The 18171-nt window shown below is 42.8% G+C and carries 16 protein-coding genes and 1 pseudogene; 10 read left to right on the top strand and 7 right to left on the bottom strand.

Going from position 1 to position 18171, the window contains the following annotated elements; genetic code table 11:
- Positions 1-3 precede the first annotated feature (3 nt).
- Together G511_RS0121320 and G511_RS0121325 are read right to left on the bottom strand one after the other, a co-directional pair.
- Positions 4-813 (bottom strand): DUF1538 domain-containing protein, encoded by an 810-nt coding sequence (locus tag G511_RS0121320; protein WP_028471446.1) that lies wholly within the window; start codon positions 811-813, stop codon positions 4-6.
- Positions 813-1535 carry a DUF1538 domain-containing protein gene (locus G511_RS0121325; protein ID WP_028471447.1) on the bottom strand — a complete coding sequence of 241 codons (723 nt, stop codon included), beginning with the start codon at positions 1533-1535 and terminating at the stop codon, positions 813-815. The genes G511_RS0121320 and G511_RS0121325 overlap by 1 nt, the downstream gene beginning before the upstream one ends.
- 458 nt (positions 1536-1993) lie before the next feature.
- Between G511_RS0121325 and G511_RS0121330 the strand changes: the two genes are divergently transcribed.
- Positions 1994-3073, top strand: coding sequence for a DUF3549 family protein (locus tag G511_RS0121330; RefSeq protein ID WP_028471448.1), 1080 nt, complete (start codon positions 1994-1996; stop codon positions 3071-3073).
- A 1-nt stretch (position 3074) separates the two neighbouring features.
- Here the strand turns inward: G511_RS0121330 and G511_RS0121335 are convergent, their stop codons facing one another.
- The 4 genes from G511_RS0121335 to purU all read right to left on the bottom strand — a co-directional run bounded on the left by G511_RS0121335 (position 3075) and on the right by purU (position 6202).
- Positions 3075-3899: a replication protein P gene (locus G511_RS0121335; protein WP_245574235.1), complete on the bottom strand. Its 825-nt coding sequence runs from the start codon at positions 3897-3899 to the stop codon at positions 3075-3077.
- Entirely contained in the window at positions 3814-4785 is a 972-nt protein-coding gene (locus tag G511_RS0121340) for a DnaT-like ssDNA-binding domain-containing protein (protein ID WP_028471450.1), read from the bottom strand. The genes G511_RS0121335 and G511_RS0121340 overlap by 86 nt, the downstream gene beginning before the upstream one ends.
- A gap of 61 nt (positions 4786-4846) precedes the next feature.
- Positions 4847-5254: a CBS domain-containing protein gene (locus G511_RS0121345; RefSeq protein WP_028471451.1), complete on the bottom strand. Its 408-nt coding sequence runs from the start codon at positions 5252-5254 to the stop codon at positions 4847-4849.
- Between the two features lie 93 nt (positions 5255-5347).
- Positions 5348-6202, bottom strand: coding sequence for a formyltetrahydrofolate deformylase (gene purU, locus G511_RS0121350; RefSeq protein ID WP_028471452.1), 855 nt, complete (start codon positions 6200-6202; stop codon positions 5348-5350).
- A 180-nt stretch (positions 6203-6382) separates the two neighbouring features.
- Between purU and G511_RS0121355 the strand changes: the two genes are divergently transcribed.
- The 4 genes from G511_RS0121355 (at position 6383) to G511_RS23680 (ending at position 12383) form a co-directional block, all read left to right on the top strand.
- The gene (locus G511_RS0121355) at positions 6383-7915 is read left to right on the top strand and encodes a thymidine phosphorylase family protein (RefSeq protein ID WP_028471453.1); all 1533 of its coding nucleotides are present in this window, start codon (positions 6383-6385) and stop codon (positions 7913-7915) included.
- A complete protein-coding gene (locus tag G511_RS0121360; RefSeq protein ID WP_028471454.1) occupies positions 7912-8805 on the top strand; it encodes a ribose-phosphate pyrophosphokinase in 894 nt (297 codons plus the stop codon). Before G511_RS0121355 ends, G511_RS0121360 begins: the two co-directional genes overlap by 4 nt.
- A 100-nt stretch (positions 8806-8905) precedes the next feature.
- Entirely contained in the window at positions 8906-9643 is a 738-nt protein-coding gene (nfsA, locus tag G511_RS0121365) for an oxygen-insensitive NADPH nitroreductase (RefSeq protein WP_028471455.1), read from the top strand.
- Positions 9644-9719: 76 nt separating this feature from the next.
- Positions 9720-12383, top strand: a complete 2664-nt coding sequence (locus G511_RS23680; protein ID WP_051222327.1) for an EAL domain-containing protein — start codon at positions 9720-9722, stop codon at positions 12381-12383.
- Here G511_RS23680 and G511_RS0121375 read toward each other — a convergent pair.
- Positions 12380-12826 carry a flavodoxin gene (locus G511_RS0121375; RefSeq protein WP_028471456.1) on the bottom strand — a complete coding sequence of 149 codons (447 nt, stop codon included), beginning with the start codon at positions 12824-12826 and terminating at the stop codon, positions 12380-12382. The two genes, G511_RS23680 and G511_RS0121375, sit on opposite strands and share 4 nt — an antisense overlap.
- Before the next feature lie 161 nt (positions 12827-12987).
- On the opposite strand from G511_RS0121375, the gene G511_RS0121380 reads away from it, so the two are divergent.
- From G511_RS0121380 to G511_RS23685, 5 genes and pseudogenes are all read left to right on the top strand, one after another.
- Positions 12988-13305 (top strand): hypothetical protein, encoded by a 318-nt coding sequence (locus G511_RS0121380; RefSeq protein WP_028471457.1) that lies wholly within the window; start codon positions 12988-12990, stop codon positions 13303-13305.
- A gap of 76 nt (positions 13306-13381) precedes the next feature.
- The gene (locus tag G511_RS0121385) at positions 13382-14380 is read left to right on the top strand and encodes a CobW family GTP-binding protein (protein WP_028471458.1); all 999 of its coding nucleotides are present in this window, start codon (positions 13382-13384) and stop codon (positions 14378-14380) included.
- Between the two features lie 86 nt (positions 14381-14466).
- Entirely contained in the window at positions 14467-16125 is a 1659-nt protein-coding gene (locus G511_RS0121390; RefSeq protein ID WP_028471459.1) for a FecR domain-containing protein, read from the top strand.
- 17 nt (positions 16126-16142) lie between these two features.
- On the top strand, positions 16143-17783 hold the full coding sequence (locus tag G511_RS0121395) for a CHASE2 domain-containing protein (protein WP_028471460.1): 1641 nt from the start codon (positions 16143-16145) through the stop codon (positions 17781-17783).
- Between the two features lie 101 nt (positions 17784-17884).
- Positions 17885-18171, top strand: a pseudogene (locus G511_RS23685) (IS3 family transposase); the annotation flags it as partial.

Consider the following 18171-nt stretch of genomic DNA (forward strand, 5'->3'; position numbering starts at 1 on the left):
TATTTACTCCTTGCTGCCAGCCAAGCTAGCAGACTCATTTTTCTTCGCACGTTTTTCTATCCATTCAATTATTTGCGCGTAACCCATTACTGTAATAATAGGAAACAAACTAGCAAAAGCAATTAAACCAAAACCATCAATTAAAGCACTACGTCCCGGCACAGTTTCAGCCAACCCAAGACCTAACGCAGCCACCAAAGGCACAGTAACCGTAGAGGTTGTTACGCCACCAGAGTCATAAGCCAGTGGGATAATTAACTTAGGAGCACACAGAGTTTGCAGCACTACCACAATATAACCACTAATAATGAACCAGTGAATTGGATAACCCGTGACAATCCGCCAAGAGCCCAATGAAATCCCTATAGCCACGCCCAAAGCAACCGCTAAACGCAGCCCCCAGACGCCAATTGCACCACCGGACACCTCATTAGCTTTAATCGCAACAGCAATTAAAGAAGGCTCAGCTATTGTTGTACTAGCACCAATAGCAAAGGCAAAAATATACACCCAGTAATAATCGCTCCAGTGCAGAACATCACCTACTGATGAACCCCATTGGCGAAGAAAGTCTGGGTTTGTAAGCTGCTCAGCCATAAGGCGACCGATAGGAAATAACGCTTTTTCGAGCCCCAACAAGAACAAAGCCAAGCCGACCAAAACGTAGGCAAAACCAATAATAACTTTTTTAAGGTTGGGGATACGGCGGCGAATAACTAAAAATTGAAAACCAAACAGTATCACCGCAATAGGGATAACATCTCTAACAGTCGATTGAAGTACAACCCAAAACTCATTTAATAAGCTCAACATCAAATCACCATGCCGTAAGCCATGACAAAAATCATCGGCGTTAATGAAGCAAATGCGATCAAACCAAAGCCATCAATCATCGGGTTACGCCCTTCAATAGCAGACGCTAACCCAACTCCCAATGCGGTTACCAGAGGCACAGTAATAGTAGAGGTCGTTACACCTCCGGAGTCATAAGCAATACCAATAATTTCTTTGGGTGCTAACCCAGTCATAATGACAACTAACAGGTAGCCCCCAATAATCATCCATTGAATAGACCAGCCTTTTAGTATTCTAAGGACTCCTAAAACAATCGCTAGCCCCACAGAAAAGGCAACTGTTAAGCGCAAACCCGATGCATAGCTTTCTTGAGAAGCATCATCGGTTGCTATCATCCCACCGTTTGCAGCAACAGTAGCCGCCTCAGCGGCCACGGCTATTAACGCGGGTTCTGCTATGGTAGTACCAAACCCCAATGCAAAAGCAAAAGCGAGTAACCAGAAAACACTGCCTTTTCTAGCAAAGGCATGAGCCATTGTTTCACCTATCGGAAACAATCCCATTTCTAAGCCGAAAATAAAGAATGTCAGCCCCAACACTACACATAACAGGCCAATCACTAACCCTAAAAAATCAGGGATGGGCTGTTGCAGCACAAATAGCTGAAAAAAGGCAATAACAAGAATAATAGGCAGCAGATCTCTTAAACTGCCTAACATTGAGCGAAAAAGTGCAATCATTCCTACTTTCAATTCCCTTAACTCGTCCTTAAGACTAATACATTGTTTAGTTTAGCTTTTTTTTGTCAGCTCGTATCGATTCAACAGAAAAAAAACACACTATTCGTACTGTTATTCTATTCTCTGCGTAATTCTCATTATACCAACGAAAATGACACTCTGACGCTTCTAACTAGGACCATTAGTAATGGAGCACAGCTTTACTGTAATGTTTAATCATCCCACTCACCGCCATCATAACGATTACTTACTTTAGGGGCGCGCTACATCTTCATCAAGCTTATATTCACCACAGATCGACTTAATATAACAGCCTGTTAAAAACACCAAATAACTAAGAGATGAACCTTAATTACGCAAATTAACAAGAACTCTCAAAAGGTAACCCTTATAGGCGGCTGACCATCCGTCTTGTTACTGATAAAATAGCGCTTTTTATTATATGTAACGAGGCCCGCATGTCCCAATTCAATAGCATCAGTGATCTCTTGTGTAATAGCGGAGCACAATTTCGTATTTTTGATATGGGGCGTCGTATTTCAAAAATCAGCAGTGGCCAGTTTGAAAAACTAGAACAAGGAATGATTCCTTACCCAACACCTTATCTACACCATGCTTGGCTAGCACTGATGCTTTGGAACACCAAGGACAAACAACAAAACGTTGTTTGGTTTCTAAAATTTCCACTAGATGAACAAGGCTTTTTAGTGCAAGCCGTTCGCGATGACTTTTTAAATCGCTTAATGCAAAACATCAGCCAGATGCTACAAAAAGAGAACCTAGACCAAACCAATGACGCACTAAAAGACAATCCATTTTCTTTTACACCGGAGCAAGAGAAAATGGCAATGTTCCATGCGCAATCAGCTGTCATTATTAACCAACCTCCTAGCCAGTTTTATACGGATACGAAAGCCTATTTTAGTGGCGATCTGGGTTGGGAAAACTGGTCTTCCATTGGTTATCAAGGAATTGCGGATTTAACAGCTCGCTTAGAAGATGGTAATAACAGCGCCTACATACTCAATGCTATACCTGAATTACCAGTAGAGCCTCTCAGCGCCCTTTGCACTTGCCTTGAACACATTGAGATAGACCACCGAGTTGCACAAGCGTTATCAAAACGTATAGAGCAACTCTTACAACAAGAGCAAGATGGTAACGTTAACTTGCTAGCCTCCTTATTACGCGGTCTATCCAACAGCCACAGCGAAGAACTTAAAAAAGCTGCCATTCAAAAAACGCTCACTTCTCCCCATGCCCTTAAAGCAGAAGTACTTGTAGCCATCGCTACGCGGTGCAACTTATCACTGCAATATCCAGAACTGCTAAGCTTATACCTTGAAAAACTAGCCATTTCTGAAGCGGGCCAAACTGGGTTTTCACGTATACTGGCAGACCTGATGTTTATTCCAGTGATGCGAGTACTGATTCTACAAGCTTTCAGAAACCCAGAGCGTAGCGACAGCTTGGCAAAAGCTATTGGTGAAATGTTTGGCGCTTCATTTGAGAGCGATACTAATAGCTCGCCTAAATAGGCTAGCCTTTAATATCGACACTCTCAGGCAGAGTCACATCTAGGCCTTCATCTTGAATTTTTTGTTCGGCTTTCTTTTTATAGGAAGCTCGAGCACGAGAGCCTTCGGGCTTAGTCAAATAATACAGCAATGAAGACGCCTTCTCTTCACTGACAGATTGAGACTGACTCCATTGTTTAATGAAAGCATATAAAGTCGCATCTCGGTTATCCGTGATTCCTTGGGCATGAGGCTGATCAAGCACCTCCCCCTCTCTAAATCGACGTGCAACCATTTCATAATGATAAGCAAATACAGGATAAACGACTCGTTCCTCTTCTGAACGTAAACGAAACCATTCGGTTTCCCGTCCAGCATGATAAACAACCGGGTGACTCCAAGCATGCTGTGTTGGCTGACCCGCATAACGGCACGCCTCCATATAGGCCTGCCTAACGCTCGGCACTCCATCTCCAGCACCAATGGTTTCGAGAATTTTAAGAAACTCAGAGATAGTAGGCATCCACGCAAGTGTTTCTTTACAGCGGTCAACAGCCGCCACAAGCTGAGGCTCAGAGAAAGCAACAATACTCAGGGCCCATTCTCTTTTAGCTATTCTGATTTCATCTTGGGTTTCAAAGCAGCTCTTAAATTTATGCCCATAAATCGCCATAAACCGAGCAAATATCATATTTACCAGCGCCTTGGTTTCAACACCAATAGGGTCTGCTGTTTTTTTCTGCTTCGCTGTAGATTGCAATTCACCAGTCGGTGTCTTTGATATCCATGATGGCTGCTGTAACCCGTTTGCGTTTTTCCCTAGTATCTGTGCGGGTGTTTTCATCATTTTTACCTGAACCTGAAGTGTATCGTTGCTGTTCGTTACGTTGCTGTGCGTTACGCTGCTCTCTGGCATCACGCGTTTGCTTTTGAACCCATTCGCGCTTTATCCATGCCAAAAACTTCTGATCCCAATTACTCTCTTTACGTTCTTTATCGATGTAGTAAAGAATAAACTCATCTAAACATGTTTCAACAAACTCGCGCGGAATTTGATGTCGCGGCAGAATAGAATAAAACATTTCCGAAGGAGTCCAGCCCATATGCATCATGTGCAGTTGCTGGTTTCTCTCTTCATGTCGGTCAAATAATTGTTCCAGTTCATCTTTCTGCTTCTTCCACCCGATACTACCACCAAAAGCAGGCGCTGGCCCACGATCTCGCATGGTATTGCGTGATGGTAAAGGACGCCGTGGATACGGAGGAGGCGTGTCCAATACAGGCAACGTAGACGTTGGAGGACTTTCCGTCTGGTTATTTGATTGGTTATCTAGTGGATACTCTCTCGTTACAGACGGTACGACAGAAGGCGCTGTTACCTTTGCTTGAATAGACTGCTCGGGAACATCAATAACGGGGGGAACTGCACGTGCCCCATGGGCTGACACTTGCGTAACACGAACCGAGCCAGTGTTATTCTTAATCACTTGAATGGGGGTTTGTGCAGATAAAACAGCAAGTAATTCATCTGTTTTTTCTACTGACCAAAACTCAGTAACGCGCCGCCATTGCTGAGTAGAAAGAACAACTGAGGTGTTGCCCGACTGATCTGCGATACCTGCAACACTGAGCTGCTCGTGACAAAGATAAAACAATAAAGCCGCTTCTACGCCAAGTTGTCGTGCTAGCGATGGGTAAATAAACAACGGTTTTTCAGGGATCGTAATCGACATTCAAGTACCAAAAAGGGTTGCTGCTGAACAACAACCCTCATCGGCGATGTTCAGCGTATCATTAACTGTTTTGTGCGAACTCTTCTACTGCTCGCAAAATATCACTGCGACTAATCTGCCCCACCAGCTTACCTTCTCGTATAACGGGTAATCGACGGCGCCCTTTATCGATGAAAATTCTTGCTACTTCGATGATATTTGCATCGTAATTAACTGTTTCTACATTTTTCGCCATACAGTCCGCAACACATCCACCTACTTCTTCTTCATGATAGGTAAGGGTCAAAATAGCTTTCAGGCAATCAACCTCTGAGATAAGACCTACAAGCTCACCTTGCTCATTAGTTACCGGCGCACCTGATATCTTATATCTTAACAAACTATTGATCGCTTCAAAAAGATCGGTCTCAGGATGGAAAGTTACCAGTCCTGTTGCCATATAATCCTGAACTTTCACAGATTTTAACATGCTACATCCTCCTACCTGATACCAATCTTCCCTTACCTGCATTACTTTACCTGTTTATATAGTAATGCAGCTAGCAGACAACAAGTATTGATTTCAGTTAAAAACTACAGTTTTATTTCCACGCACCAATATCCGGTCTTCCAGATGCCAGCGCAAGCCACGTGACAATACATTCTTTTCTACATCGCGCCCCAACCTAACCATTTCTTCGGGTTGGTCTTGATGGCTTATACGAATAACATCTTGATCAATAATTGGGCCTTCATCGAGATCCTGCGTAACGTAATGACACGTTGCACCGATTAATTTAACTCCACGATCATGCGCTTGGTGATAAGGCTTTGCTCCAGCAAACGATGGTAGAAAACTATGGTGAATATTGATGATCTGATGTGTGTATGTATCACATAACTCATGCGGCAAAATCTGCATATAGCGCGCCAGAACAATCACGTCAGCGTTATATTCATTGATAAGAGATTTGACCCCATCAAAGTGATTTTGTTTGTTATCTTTATCCACCGGAACATGATGGTATGGAATATCGTGCCACTCCACCATTGTTCTTAAGTCATCATGGTTCGAAATTACGCAGGGAATATCACAAAACAATTCTTTGGAATGAAAGCGATATAATAGGTCTGCTAAACAGTGTGACTCTCGGCTAGCCATCAACAATACACGCTTAGGGACAGCAGAATCGGTAATACGCCACTCCATCTGAAAAGACTGAGCAATAGGTGAGAATGCCTCTCTTAACCCCTCTAATTCAAAAGGCAAAGAACTCGCAACAATTTCAACTCGCATAAAAAACCAGCCAATTGAAGGATCTGAATGCTGATTGGCATCGGTAATTGAACCACCATGGCTAGAGATGAAATTACTCACCATCGCGACAACACCCACTCTATCGGGACAAGCCAGCACCAATCGATATCGACGTTCCATTGTTTTTACATCCCAATAAAGATTAAAAAATAATAACAATAATAGCAGCTTAACTGCCCTGCGGGCATCCACTCTTGGTTGAATCTATGATCGAGACATTCCAACTCTTAGAGCAACTCTGCTTTTTTTAGTTTTTCTAGCTATGATAAGAATATACATATGTACTGGAGCTAGTAGCTGATGCACTTCATCCCCGAGCGTATGACACCTTTAAAAGCCCTCCGTCTGGGTATTGACACCCACCATGAGTTGATCATTTATCTTCGTGCGGATTGCCCAGTATGCCGCTCGGAAGGCTTCTCTGCGATGTCACGAGTACTAGTATCATCAGAAGAGCACCATGCAATTGCCACACTTAATATCGTTACCGGTGACCTATTAAAAAAAGGACAAATTGGCTTTTCAGAACCCGCTTGGCAGCGTTTGTACTTACAAAACGATAATCCAATATGGCTATCACACCCCAAACCCGTTCAGTCGATGTCCTACGTCAGAGCCAAAGTATACGGCCACAAACTGGATGAAATAGCTTTCCAAAGCATTATCAATGACATTGTTGATGGCCGATATGCCGATGTTCATGTCGCTGCATTTGTGACGGCATGTGGTGATAAGAACCTTAGTAATGATGAAATAACGGCCTTAACTCATGCCATGATCAAGGCCGGAAGTACCATTGATTGGAACCTACCCTTAGTCGTGGACAAGCATTGCGTAGGCGGCTTACCAGGAAACAGAACCACCCCTATTATCGTTCCTATTCTAGCGGCATGTGGGCTAACAATGCCCAAAACATCATCACGTGCCATTACCTCACCCGCAGGCACAGCAGATACGATGGAAACGCTCACCAATGTCTGTTTATCCCAAGACATGATGCGTAACGTGGTAAAACAGCAAGGAGCGTGTTTAGCATGGGGAGGTTCGATGCGACTCAGTCCGGCTGACGACTTACTCATTCAAGTGGAACGTGCGCTTGATATCGATAGTGAAGGACAATTAATAGCCTCCGTTCTTTCCAAGAAAATTGCGGCTGGAGCAACTCATGTCTTAATTGATATTCCCGTTGGAACTACAGCCAAAATACGGACCCCAGAAGCCGCAGAGCAACTAGCAGACAGCTTTAGGAGTGTGGCAAAAAACCTTGGACTTTCACTGCAAGTATTACTATCTGATGGCTCTCAACCTGTCGGCAAAGGCATTGGCCCAGCCTTAGAAGCTTATGACATCCTTGCGGTCTTACAAAACAGGTCAGATGCACCTCAAGATCTAAAAAAGCGTGCTTGTATGCTTGCTGGCACCATGCTGGAAATGATTGAACACGTAAAGCCTGGTAAAGGACTGGCCAAAGCCCAGCAAGTTTTAGAAAACGGGGGGGCTTGGCGTAAATTCCAAGCGATTTGCTATGCCCAAGGTGAATTTCATATCCCACCTATTGCGCCATACCGCTATAATATTGTGTGCCATACATCAGGGACGGTCGTATCCATAGATAATAGAAAATTAGCGCAAACAGCCAAATTAGCAGGCGCCCCTGCTGATCCTGAAGCGGGCGTTGAGTTATTTGTCAAAATAGGTCACAAAGTTAGTATTAACCAAATCCTATTAACCATTCATGCAGCCAATATTGGAGAGTTAAACTACGCCGTTGAGTTCCTTGAAGAACACAAAGATATGATCCTGATAGAACCTGAAAAAGAGGTACGCCATTGATAATTTTCAACTTAGATTCTGATCCGTCTCTTTTTGATGAACTAGCTCAAGCGCTGCTTGCCAAGAAAGGTGAGTTAGAACAACGAAGATTTCCTGATGGTGAATCCTATCTTCGTGTTCACTCTGATTGCAGCCATCAAGATGTCATTATTTTTTGTAATCTTTATCAACCAGATTTAAAAATTTTAAGATTGCTCTTTTTAACAACAGTATTAAAAGAGATGGGCGCAACACAGGTTGGACTCATCACTCCCTACCTTCCTTACATGCGACAAGATAAACAGTTTAATCACGGGGAGTGTGTTAGCTCACGCCCTTTTGCCAAGCTCTTATCAGCTTCATTAGATTTCTTGATAACAATGGACCCGCATTTACATCGATATGACTCGCTTGATGAGATATACACATTAAAGTCTTGTGTGGTCTCTGCCGCGCCTTTAATTGCACATTGGATCCAACAACATATTCCCAACCCACTGTTAATTGGCCCAGACATGGAGAGTGAACAATGGGTTTCTGAAGTTGCCCGCTTAGCCGATGCACCTTTTCAAATACTAGAGAAAATACGCCATGGAGATACCCTCGTTGAAATATCGCCCCCTGAACTAGCGCCCTATAAAAACAAAACACCCGTTCTTATCGATGACATTATTTCAAGCGGTAATACCATGTTAGAGACTATCAACCATCTCACATTGGCCAATATGAAACGCCCCGTATGCATAGGAGTTCATGGTATTTTTGCTGAAGGTGCTTTCTCACAACTACAACAGTTTGCTAACGTGATAACTACTCAGTGCATCCCCCATTCGAGTAACAATATTGATATCGCCCCCGCATTGGCCAAAGCTACGCTTTTATTAATAAATAAAAATATTGCTAATACGTAGACTTACTTTAAGCAACACACTGTTCCTCTTTATGCCTATGTTCAGAAAAAGAATAAACTTAACCTTTCACTATAGACTTCAAAAATAGAGCACACATTATATGAACCCTACCATCGACTTACTCAATAACCACCGATCTATTCGCGCTTTTAAAGAACAAGCTGTTAGCCAAGAGACAATCAACACCCTAGTATCGTGCGGACAAGCTGCGGCAACTTCTAGCTTTATTCAAGCATGCACCGTTATCCAGGTGGAAGACTCATCTAAAAGAGAAAAACTGGCTGAGTACGCCGGTAACCAAAAGTATGTTCAAACCGCTCCGACTTTCTTGGTTTTTTGTGCCGACATGAAACGCCATGAAATGGCTTGTAACCTGCATAATGAACAGATGCAAAGTGGCTTTACCGAGCAATTTATCACTGCCACCGTTGATTGCGCTCTATTTGCGCAAAATGTGGCCATTGCAGCTGAGTCTTTGGATCTAGGGGTTGTTTATATCGGAGGCATTCGTAACAAGGTAAATGACGTGAGTGATCTGCTCGATCTTCCAGATCTTGTTTATCCTGTATTTGGCATGTGTATTGGTTACCCAGATCAATCACCAGAAGTTAAACCTCGTCTACCACTACCTATCGTATTAAAAAAAGATTCTTATTCAAACGTTCAAGATTCTGAACTCTTGGCCGATTACGATAAAGTCATTCGCGATTATTACCTTTCACGAACGGGTGGCAATAAAGATATGAGTTGGAGCGAACAGATTGCAGGGATGCTGGTAAAAGAAGCTCGACCACACATGCTTGAATTTTTAAAAGCTCGTGGCTACCTACTTAAATAAATTACAGTATTCCTTAGCAGCTATAATTCCAGACTATACTGCATTGGTATGAGGGTACTTTTATCAGTGAGCATTAATGGACGTATTAAACAATCTGAAGATTAATTATTCTCCAGAGCCAACAATAGCAAGCAGCGATTCACAGCCTACTGTTCCGGACTTGAATCGCTTACTTCTTTTACAGCGAGATTTACTTGAAAAAATCACGCTGAACTTACCACTGAAAACGGTGCTAGATGGTCTTTGCCTAGAAATAGAACAGATCGTGGGATCATGCCATGTGTTCATTATGTTACTGAATAACCGTGGCTACTTAGACTTACTCAGCGCACCTAACGTATCAGAAGAGCAAGCTCTACTTTATAACCACTTACAACCCGGGCCTGACGCTAGGTCCAGCGGTACTGCTGTTTTTTCTGATCAACCTGTCTTTGTAATAAATACTTTCACTGATAATCGTTGGAAAAAACACCAAACATTAGCTAACAAACACAATATTGGCGCGTGCTGGTCTTATCCATTACATGAATCGGCCAGCAAACCTATTGGTAGCATCTCTATTGCCAGCTCATCACCACGAAGCCCTTCTACCTTCCATGCACGCTTGCTTGAAAGCGCAGCGCATATTGCTGGTATCGCTATTTCACGCCATATTAGCCATGCAAATCTGAAAAATTCCGAGCAGCGTTTTTCACATATTGTTTCCTCAATCCCTGGTGTTGTTCTACAAACCGAGTTCGATCTAAAGAACAACCCATATTTTACTTATGTGAGCGAGGGTATAGAAAACCTTTGCGGAATCACCGCAAAAGAAGCGATGTTGAATTTTAAAAGTGTATGGAAATGCTTACATGAAGATGATCGAAGCAATGTCGCTAAGTGCTTAACCAGCCACTGCGCTACTGACTCATTTTGGACAACCGAGTGTCGAATATTTGAAAAAGAAGGACAGATGAAATGGATACATTTGGCATCGACACCAGAATGGGATCAACACAAGCAATTAAAACGCATTAATAGCATAGTTTTAGATATCACTAGTGAAAAAGAAGCCAATGCTCAACTGGAGCTAGCGGGGATTGCTTTTGCATCGACCAATGAAGGAATAATGGTTGCAGATAACAATAATCTTATTGTTGACGTTAACCGCGCATACTGCGAAATGACAGGTTTCTCCAGAGAAGAATTACTCGGTAAAACACCCTCTCTACTTAATTCAGGCCGCCATGAAACTCAGTTTTTCGAAAGCATTTACGAGACAATTGGAAAGCAGGGTTTTTGGCAGGGTGAGCTTTGGAATCGTCGAAGTAATGGAGCAGTGTATCCTCAGTGGTTAAATATTAATGCCGTCCATAACACACAAGGTGAACTCACCCACTATGTAAGCGTCGCTGCTGATGTAACGAATATTAAAGAATCAGAAGCAAAACTGCGTCACATGAGCCAACATGATGCGCTTACGGATTTACCCAATAGGCAACTATTCAAGATACTGCTAGACCATGCTATTGAACACACAAAAGATGAGCAACATACAGCAGTGCTCATGATCGATCTTGACCGCTTTAAATACGTAAATGAAACCATGGGCCACCAAGCAGGGGATCAATTGCTCATTCAAGTTGCCCGCCGTTTACGAAATGTCTTAGCAGATAACAACCTGTTAGCCCGAGTGGGAGGGGATGAGTTCGCCATTATGATCGAAAACTGCTCCCATCAAGGGGAAGTAGAAAGAATAGCAATGCGTATTGTGAGCGCCTTAGAGGGCGCCGTTGACCTTGATGGACATAACTTTTTCACTACGGCCAGTATTGGTATTTCCTTGTACCCCGAACACGGTTTTGACAGTGAAACCTTGATTAAAAATGCAGATACAGCAGTCCACCAAGCTAAAGATGACGGACGTAACATCTATGCATTCTACCAGCCAGAGCAATCACAGTTTATTGAACAGTGGGTTCGTTTGGAACCGGAGCTTAGAAGAGCGCTGGCATTAGATCAATTTAGAGTTTTTTACCAGCCACAAATAAATGCTGAAACCGGCAAGATTTCTGGTGTTGAAGCCCTGCTACGCTGGCAACATCCAATAGAGGGCTTAATTCCTCCAGGTATGTTTCTTCCTATTGTTGAAGAGATCGGTCTGATGAACCAGGTCGGCAACTGGGTGCTAGAGCAAGCTTGTGCACAAGCAGAAAAATGGAAAAACGCAGGATATCCAAGCTTTCGTATTGCGGTAAACATTGCGGGGCAACAAATCTTAAGCCATCGATTAGTTGATATTGTTAAAGAACTGCTTGAAAAGCATGATATACACCCCGATCAGCTAGAGCTCGAAATTGTTGAAAACATAGTTATGAAACATGCCGATGCTGCTCAGCCCGTACTTAATGAGTTACGCAATCTCGGTGTACGCTTAGCATTAGACGACTTTGGAACAGGTTATTCATCTCTTAGTTATCTTAAGATGCTACCTGTTCAAAAAGTTAAAATAGACCAATCTTTGGTTAGAGATATTCCCGATGATCCTAACGATGAAGCTATCGCTAGAGCCATTATCGCACTTAGCCATAGCTTAAATTTGAGTGTTTGCGCCGAAGGGGTTGAAACAGAAGAACAAAGGGAGTTTTTGAGCGGTGAGCACTGTGATCAATTACAGGGCTACCTTATCAGCAAACCTATCTCAGCAGACGATCTTAACCTCTGGCTAGACCAACAAGATAGGCAGGTTGAAGTACTCTAGATTTTCTGGTGTAACAAACTCATCCACTCGATAACAGCTTCTTCTGGATCTGGCGTTTCACAGGCATCAATTACTAACATATCTTGTATTGCTACTGCCTGTAGTTCGGTCATCAATTCATCCATCTGGCGACCACCGTCCGCAAAATTATCATACGAACTGTCACCCAAAGCTATTACCCCATACTTTATATGTGGAAGTAACGGAAACTGATCGTTCAATTGGCTATGAAACGGTAATAAATTATCGGGGATCTCCCCCTCACCAATCGTAGCCGAGCAGATAATAACCACCTCAGTGTCAGGGGCCAGAATATCATCAATCGTCGGACGGCTAACCACTTTAACGAAATGCCCTAAATCAGCGAATTGATCAGAAGCGTCTTCAGCCACCTGTTGCGCATTTCCATATGTTGACCCCACTAAAAACTTAACACTTGCCATTTACCAATACCTGCTCTTCATATATGCCGTTGCGACACACTATAAATAAAATAGACCTGACTAAACACCCGTATTTTATGAGGAAACTTATTTTTAGCGTTAGCGATACCAGTAGATAACGCTATACTGATTTCACATTCATCGTCTGTCGGAGTATTTACATGGGAAGCCAAAGCCTGTCCAAACTTCTTCAATCCTGGGAAGACCACGCATCCAAAGTCAGTCAACAAACAGAGGTCAGCGTTTCCATAAACCAAACTGATGTTGTTAGGTTAGCGGCACTTGCTGAAGTATATAAGCTTCCTGAAAACGACATCATTTCAACACTCATCCACGAAGCACTCAATGAACTTGAAGCAAAGATGCCTTATGTACCCGGAAAAAAAGTTATTCGAATTGAAGATGGTGATGAAATTTTTCAGGACACCGGCCCAATGCCTGAATATTTAGCTGCCCAAAAGCGTCTATTAAAGAAATAGTTTAGTGGATAAAGTATTGTATTAATGAGTATGATCATCGAGAATTGTTACTTTATAACATTCCGGTCTATTTTTCATGCTCACAAACATTCCTACCAATATTATTACTGGCTTCTTAGGTGTTGGTAAAACAACGGCCCTTAACCAGCTTATAGCTCAAAAACCAGCAAATGAAACGTGGGCCATTGTCGTTAACGAATTTGGACAAGTAGGCGTCGATCAAACATTGCTGCCTGAAGAATCGGGCTTGCAGATAAAAGAGATAGCCGGGGGCTGTGTCTGTTGTGCTTTAGGCCCTGCGCTAACAATCAGTTTAGCAATGCTAATACGTCGTACACAACCTGACCGCATCATTATAGAACCTACTGGACTAGGTCACCCCGAAGGCTTAATCGACATACTCCAAAGCGAATCATTTAAAGATGTCTTGTCACTGCGCAGTATTATTTGTTTATTAGACCCGCGTGTCTTAGAGCAGCCTGAAGTGTTACGTCATCAAGCTTTTATTGATCAATTAAATCTTGCCGATGTCGTTGTTTTAAATAAATGCGACCTTGCTACATCAGAGCAGGTAAATGAAGCACAACAACTCTCTGAACAGATGTTCCCACCAAAACAGCAGGTAATTCAAGCAACTCAAAGCTCATTTAATATCCAATTACTTGACCTTGCACGTAATACGGCGCTTGTATCAAGCTACCCAGATGCACACAAACACCAAACAGCAAAAGCAACTCCTCCCTCATTATTCCTTGCCCAGCCAGGAAAGCCGGTAAGAAAAACAGGCTCTAATCAAGATGCGTTTAGCTGTGGTTGGGTTTTTCATCCTGACGACCAATTTGAACATGACCGTTTACTAGAGTTCTTGAACTCACTAAACAATATTTGGCGCTTAAAAGGTGTCTTTAGAATAGGGCATGCAAGAGTTTTGTATAACCGAGTACTTGATGAAACGACAACACAACCGATTGCATGGCGACGAGACTCAAGACTAGAGCTTATTACACAAACACAGCTCGACTGGAGTGAAATTGAAAACACGCTAATCAGCATCATAAAAAAGCAGCCATCTTAATGCCTAATGAATAATCAACCTCTCGGCTGCCCCCTATCAGAAAAGGCTGATATAATTCGCGTCTAATATGCTAACAGGTTCAAAAAATGCTACATCTTGCTGCCAATAAGCGACGTATTCCAAAACTAATCACTATCATGACATTACTCACTCTACTATTGAGTAACGTGTCACGTGCTGAAGAGTCCGTGTGGGAATATGAGATGCAACCCGGAGATAATATCTGGAAAATTGCGCATGAATTGCTCACTGACTGGCGCAGCTGGCAAGAAGTAGAACGTTTAAATAATGTAAACAATGATCGCTTGATGGCTGCTGGTACCGTTTTGCGTATTCCAACCTCAATGATTCAGCGCCGCCAAGCGAGTATTCAACTTATTGAAGTCTCAGGCCCTGTCACCTTAATTAGCGCTGCAGATAAATCTGAGCAGTCACTTACAAACCAAACGCTTCAGGTGGGTGATTTAATAAAAACAGGAAGCAATGCCAGTGCTTTATTGAAGTTTGAAGATAATACTCAAATTTTACTGAACGCTGAAAGCGAGTTCGTTATCAACCAAGCGAGTATTATTGGTTCTAATCGAAATGTTATTGATATCAACGTGCTCCTAAAAGCAGGCGAAGCTGAAATTCGAGCTAACCCTGCTAAATCGCAGGGCTCTCGCTTTGTCATTGAGACTCCTTCCGCTTTTGCAACAACGCGTGGCACGGTATACCGTATTCGAGCCGACAAAAACCAAACAGCTGCTGAGGTAACACAAGGCAGAATCGATGTTGCTAATACCTTGGGCAGCACGAAAGTACGTCAAAAATTTGGAACCTTAACTACAAAAAATGCAGCACCACAAAAACCAAAACGATTATTAGCGGCACCGGCTGTCCCAACGATTAAAACTATTCGTTATTTACCAGCTCGTGTTAGCTGGAATATAATTACGGGCGCCGTTTCATACCGTAGTCAGCTATCAGACCAAGAAGCGTTTTCGCGTATAATTTTAGACAACTTAGGTAAGCCAGCAAAACTAAACATCCCTGCTTCGCTAAAAGATGGTCAATACTGGCTTCGCGTGAAAGCCGCTGATGCCAATGGACTACAAGGCTTAGAGTCATTACAAAGCTTTACGATTGACGCAAGACCATTCCCACCAAGCATCCAGTCGCCGCGTCCTAAAGATCCTGTATACGAGGGAGAAACAACGTTTGTTTGGACTCAGCCAGAAGAAGCTAAAGAGTACCGTTTTGAAATCTCTACAGAGAAAAGTTTCGATAATTTGATCCAGCCTGCCAGCACACTGAGCGATCAGCAGCTAACAACCAGCATTGCACAAGCTGGCGTTTACTTCTGGCGAGTGACCAGCATTAATGCAGAAGGCAAAGTAGGCCCTAGTGGCCAAGTCAATCAAATAACGGTTAGACCTACACCCGCTACGCCAGATCTTAGAGAGCCGACAACAAGCAAAACTGAACTGGGATTTTCCTGGAAAGAGGATGAAACCTCAACTCACTACCAGATTCAACTAGCTAACAATAAAGACTTTACCAACATCATTGCTGATAAAGAAGTCGGTACAGCTGAGGCATTGTTAAAGAAACCTGCTGCAGGAACTTACTTCATGCGTGTTCGTGGTTTTGATAGCGATAATTATGCGGGAAGCTGGTCAAGTGCACAGAAAATAGAAGTACCTGTTGATAGCTATATGCCTGCTATTATTTGGAGCACTCTTGCTCTTATTATTCTGTTGTAAGTGAAAACTGCTACCACATGAATCTTTTCCGCCAAAAGGATATAGGCTTTCTACTCTGTCAGGCATTTGTGCTCATCATTGCATTTATGCCTGTACAGGCCTCATTTGAAAACTTTCTCTACGATTTATTCAGCCAAAAAGAACTAAACTACGCTTCTAATGAGCTTGTCATCATTGATATCGATGACAAAAGCCTAGAAGCATTAGGTCGTTGGCCTTGGCCTCGTTATTTGCACGCTGAAATGATCCAAAAACTAGACACAGAAGGCGCTGCTGTTATCGGCTATAACATCGCCTTTGTTGAACCAGATAACACACCTAACTCTGACGATCCTATACTCAAGCAAGCTATTGCTGAGCACGGCAAGGTAATATTACCTGTGTTTGCTGAGCGCGGCTCTCTGGTCTACCCCTTCAGAGGAAAAACTGCTATCTCTGGTAGCTCGCTTGGGCATGTTGATGTAGAAGTGGATAATGATGGCTATGTACGACGTACTTACCTAAAAGCGGGTATAGACACACCGCAGTGGCCTGCGTTTGGGTTAGCCGCACTACATGGACTATCAACCTACTCTGGTTTTTTACCTGGCACCCGTAGCCCATCCTCTCGTGTCGGTATTAATAGCAAATGGATGCGAGATTTAGAAGTTTTAGTACCTTTTCACCGCAACCCAAAATCTTATCAGCATTTCAGCTTTATCGATGTTTTAGAAGGTACTGATTTTAAAAACACCTTTGCTAACAAAACAATATTCGTTGGTATTGAAGCAACAGGTCTGGAGCCAACATTTTTAGTGCCGATCAAAAATAACCGAGAAATGTTATCCGGTACGGCGTTACAAGCAAACTTATATACTGCACTTAATGACAGCTCACTATTAACCCCGATTCTATCAATCTGGGGAGTATCTTACGCAGTCCTAATTACCGCATTAAGTTACAGCATTCTGTTCTTTTTAAAACGTTTCCCAGTCGTTCGGTACATAGCGATTGTGGTAGGCATAGGCTTACTCATGTTACCTGTAGTAGCAGTCAATTATGGCTACTGGTTACCAATAGCACCTGCTGTTGGCGGCATAACTTTGGTTGTTGTCATGCTTATTTCAAGGATGCTAAATAGTGCAGGCATACAACGACGCAACGATAATATTACAGACCTTTCTAACCACCGGATGTTTGAAGAAACCTTAAAGTTAGAATGGGAACAAAGTCTGCGAAAACACACACCTTTATCCTTGATACTGCTAGAAGTGGATTACTTTAAACGTTTCGTTGACACTTTCGGTCCCGAACGTGGTGATTGGCTACTTGCCCGCATAAGCCCGATATTGCAAAGCCACAAGCGCAAAACGCGCGACTTTGTTGCACGCTACGATGAAGACACATTTGCGATTTTACTGCCCATCACACCCAATAACATTGCGTTATCAATAGCAGATAAAATTCGTAAAGACATAGAAGAACTGCAAATTGAGCATACAGGGTCAGAATCAGCAAAAATAATAACAGCAAGTGTCGGCATAGCGACAACCCATACATCAACTCAATCAGCGCGAAGCGATACCAATATGGACGCCTTTGTTCTTAAAAGCTTAAAAGCGGTATCCAAAGCTCATTTACAAGGTGGGAACTGTCTTCACAATACAGAGAGCGTATAGCAAGGGCAAAAGTCAGATATAAAAAAAGCGGCAACTAAGCCGCTTTTTTTATTGCTCAAACTGTCCCGTCCTGAAATAGGTTTACATATTGAGGACCTATTATGGACACATCAACCCCCACGCATCATAAGCGCAGTCAGTGCGATTACACAATGGGCTTTAAATTGCAGTTGAAAAAGGCGACATGACCTATAAACAAGCTCAAAAGATATATGGTATTCAAGGGCGATCTACCGTTCTGACTTGGTTAAGAAAGCACGGCAAGCTAGATTGGTCCCAGCCAACGCATAGAATTATGACTAAATCACCCCAAAGCAAAGAAACGCCAGCCCAGAAAATTAAGCGCCTAGAGAGGGAGCTTGAAGATGAGCGAGCGAGAAACCTGTTA

Source organism: Neptunomonas japonica DSM 18939, from assembly GCF_000422765.1.
In the GTDB taxonomy this organism is placed as follows: domain Bacteria; phylum Pseudomonadota; class Gammaproteobacteria; order Pseudomonadales; family Balneatricaceae; genus Neptunomonas; species Neptunomonas japonica.

What these genes read in the sequence shown, in the direction of transcription:
- G511_RS0121320 (WP_028471446.1), bottom strand. Translation starts at nt 813, where the DNA reads ATGTTGAGCTTATTAAATGAGTTTTGGGTTGTACTTCAATCGACTGTT.
- G511_RS0121325 (WP_028471447.1), bottom strand. Translation starts at nt 1,535, where the DNA reads ATGATTGCACTTTTTCGCTCAATGTTAGGCAGTTTAAGAGATCTGCTG.
- G511_RS0121330 (WP_028471448.1), top strand. Translation starts at nt 1,994, where the DNA reads ATGTCCCAATTCAATAGCATCAGTGATCTCTTGTGTAATAGCGGAGCA.
- G511_RS0121335 (WP_245574235.1), bottom strand. Translation starts at nt 3,899, where the DNA reads ATGATGAAAACACCCGCACAGATACTAGGGAAAAACGCAAACGGGTTA.
- G511_RS0121340 (WP_028471450.1), bottom strand. Translation starts at nt 4,785, where the DNA reads ATGTCGATTACGATCCCTGAAAAACCGTTGTTTATTTACCCATCGCTA.
- G511_RS0121345 (WP_028471451.1), bottom strand. Translation starts at nt 5,254, where the DNA reads ATGTTAAAATCTGTGAAAGTTCAGGATTATATGGCAACAGGACTGGTA.
- purU (WP_028471452.1), bottom strand. Translation starts at nt 6,202, where the DNA reads ATGGAACGTCGATATCGATTGGTGCTGGCTTGTCCCGATAGAGTGGGT.
- G511_RS0121355 (WP_028471453.1), top strand. Translation starts at nt 6,383, where the DNA reads ATGCACTTCATCCCCGAGCGTATGACACCTTTAAAAGCCCTCCGTCTG.
- nfsA (WP_028471455.1), top strand. Translation starts at nt 8,906, where the DNA reads ATGAACCCTACCATCGACTTACTCAATAACCACCGATCTATTCGCGCT.
- G511_RS23680 (WP_051222327.1), top strand. Translation starts at nt 9,720, where the DNA reads ATGGACGTATTAAACAATCTGAAGATTAATTATTCTCCAGAGCCAACA.
- G511_RS0121375 (WP_028471456.1), bottom strand. Translation starts at nt 12,826, where the DNA reads ATGGCAAGTGTTAAGTTTTTAGTGGGGTCAACATATGGAAATGCGCAA.
- G511_RS0121380 (WP_028471457.1), top strand. Translation starts at nt 12,988, where the DNA reads ATGGGAAGCCAAAGCCTGTCCAAACTTCTTCAATCCTGGGAAGACCAC.
- G511_RS0121385 (WP_028471458.1), top strand. Translation starts at nt 13,382, where the DNA reads ATGCTCACAAACATTCCTACCAATATTATTACTGGCTTCTTAGGTGTT.
- G511_RS0121390 (WP_028471459.1), top strand. Translation starts at nt 14,467, where the DNA reads ATGCTACATCTTGCTGCCAATAAGCGACGTATTCCAAAACTAATCACT.
- G511_RS0121395 (WP_028471460.1), top strand. Translation starts at nt 16,143, where the DNA reads ATGAATCTTTTCCGCCAAAAGGATATAGGCTTTCTACTCTGTCAGGCA.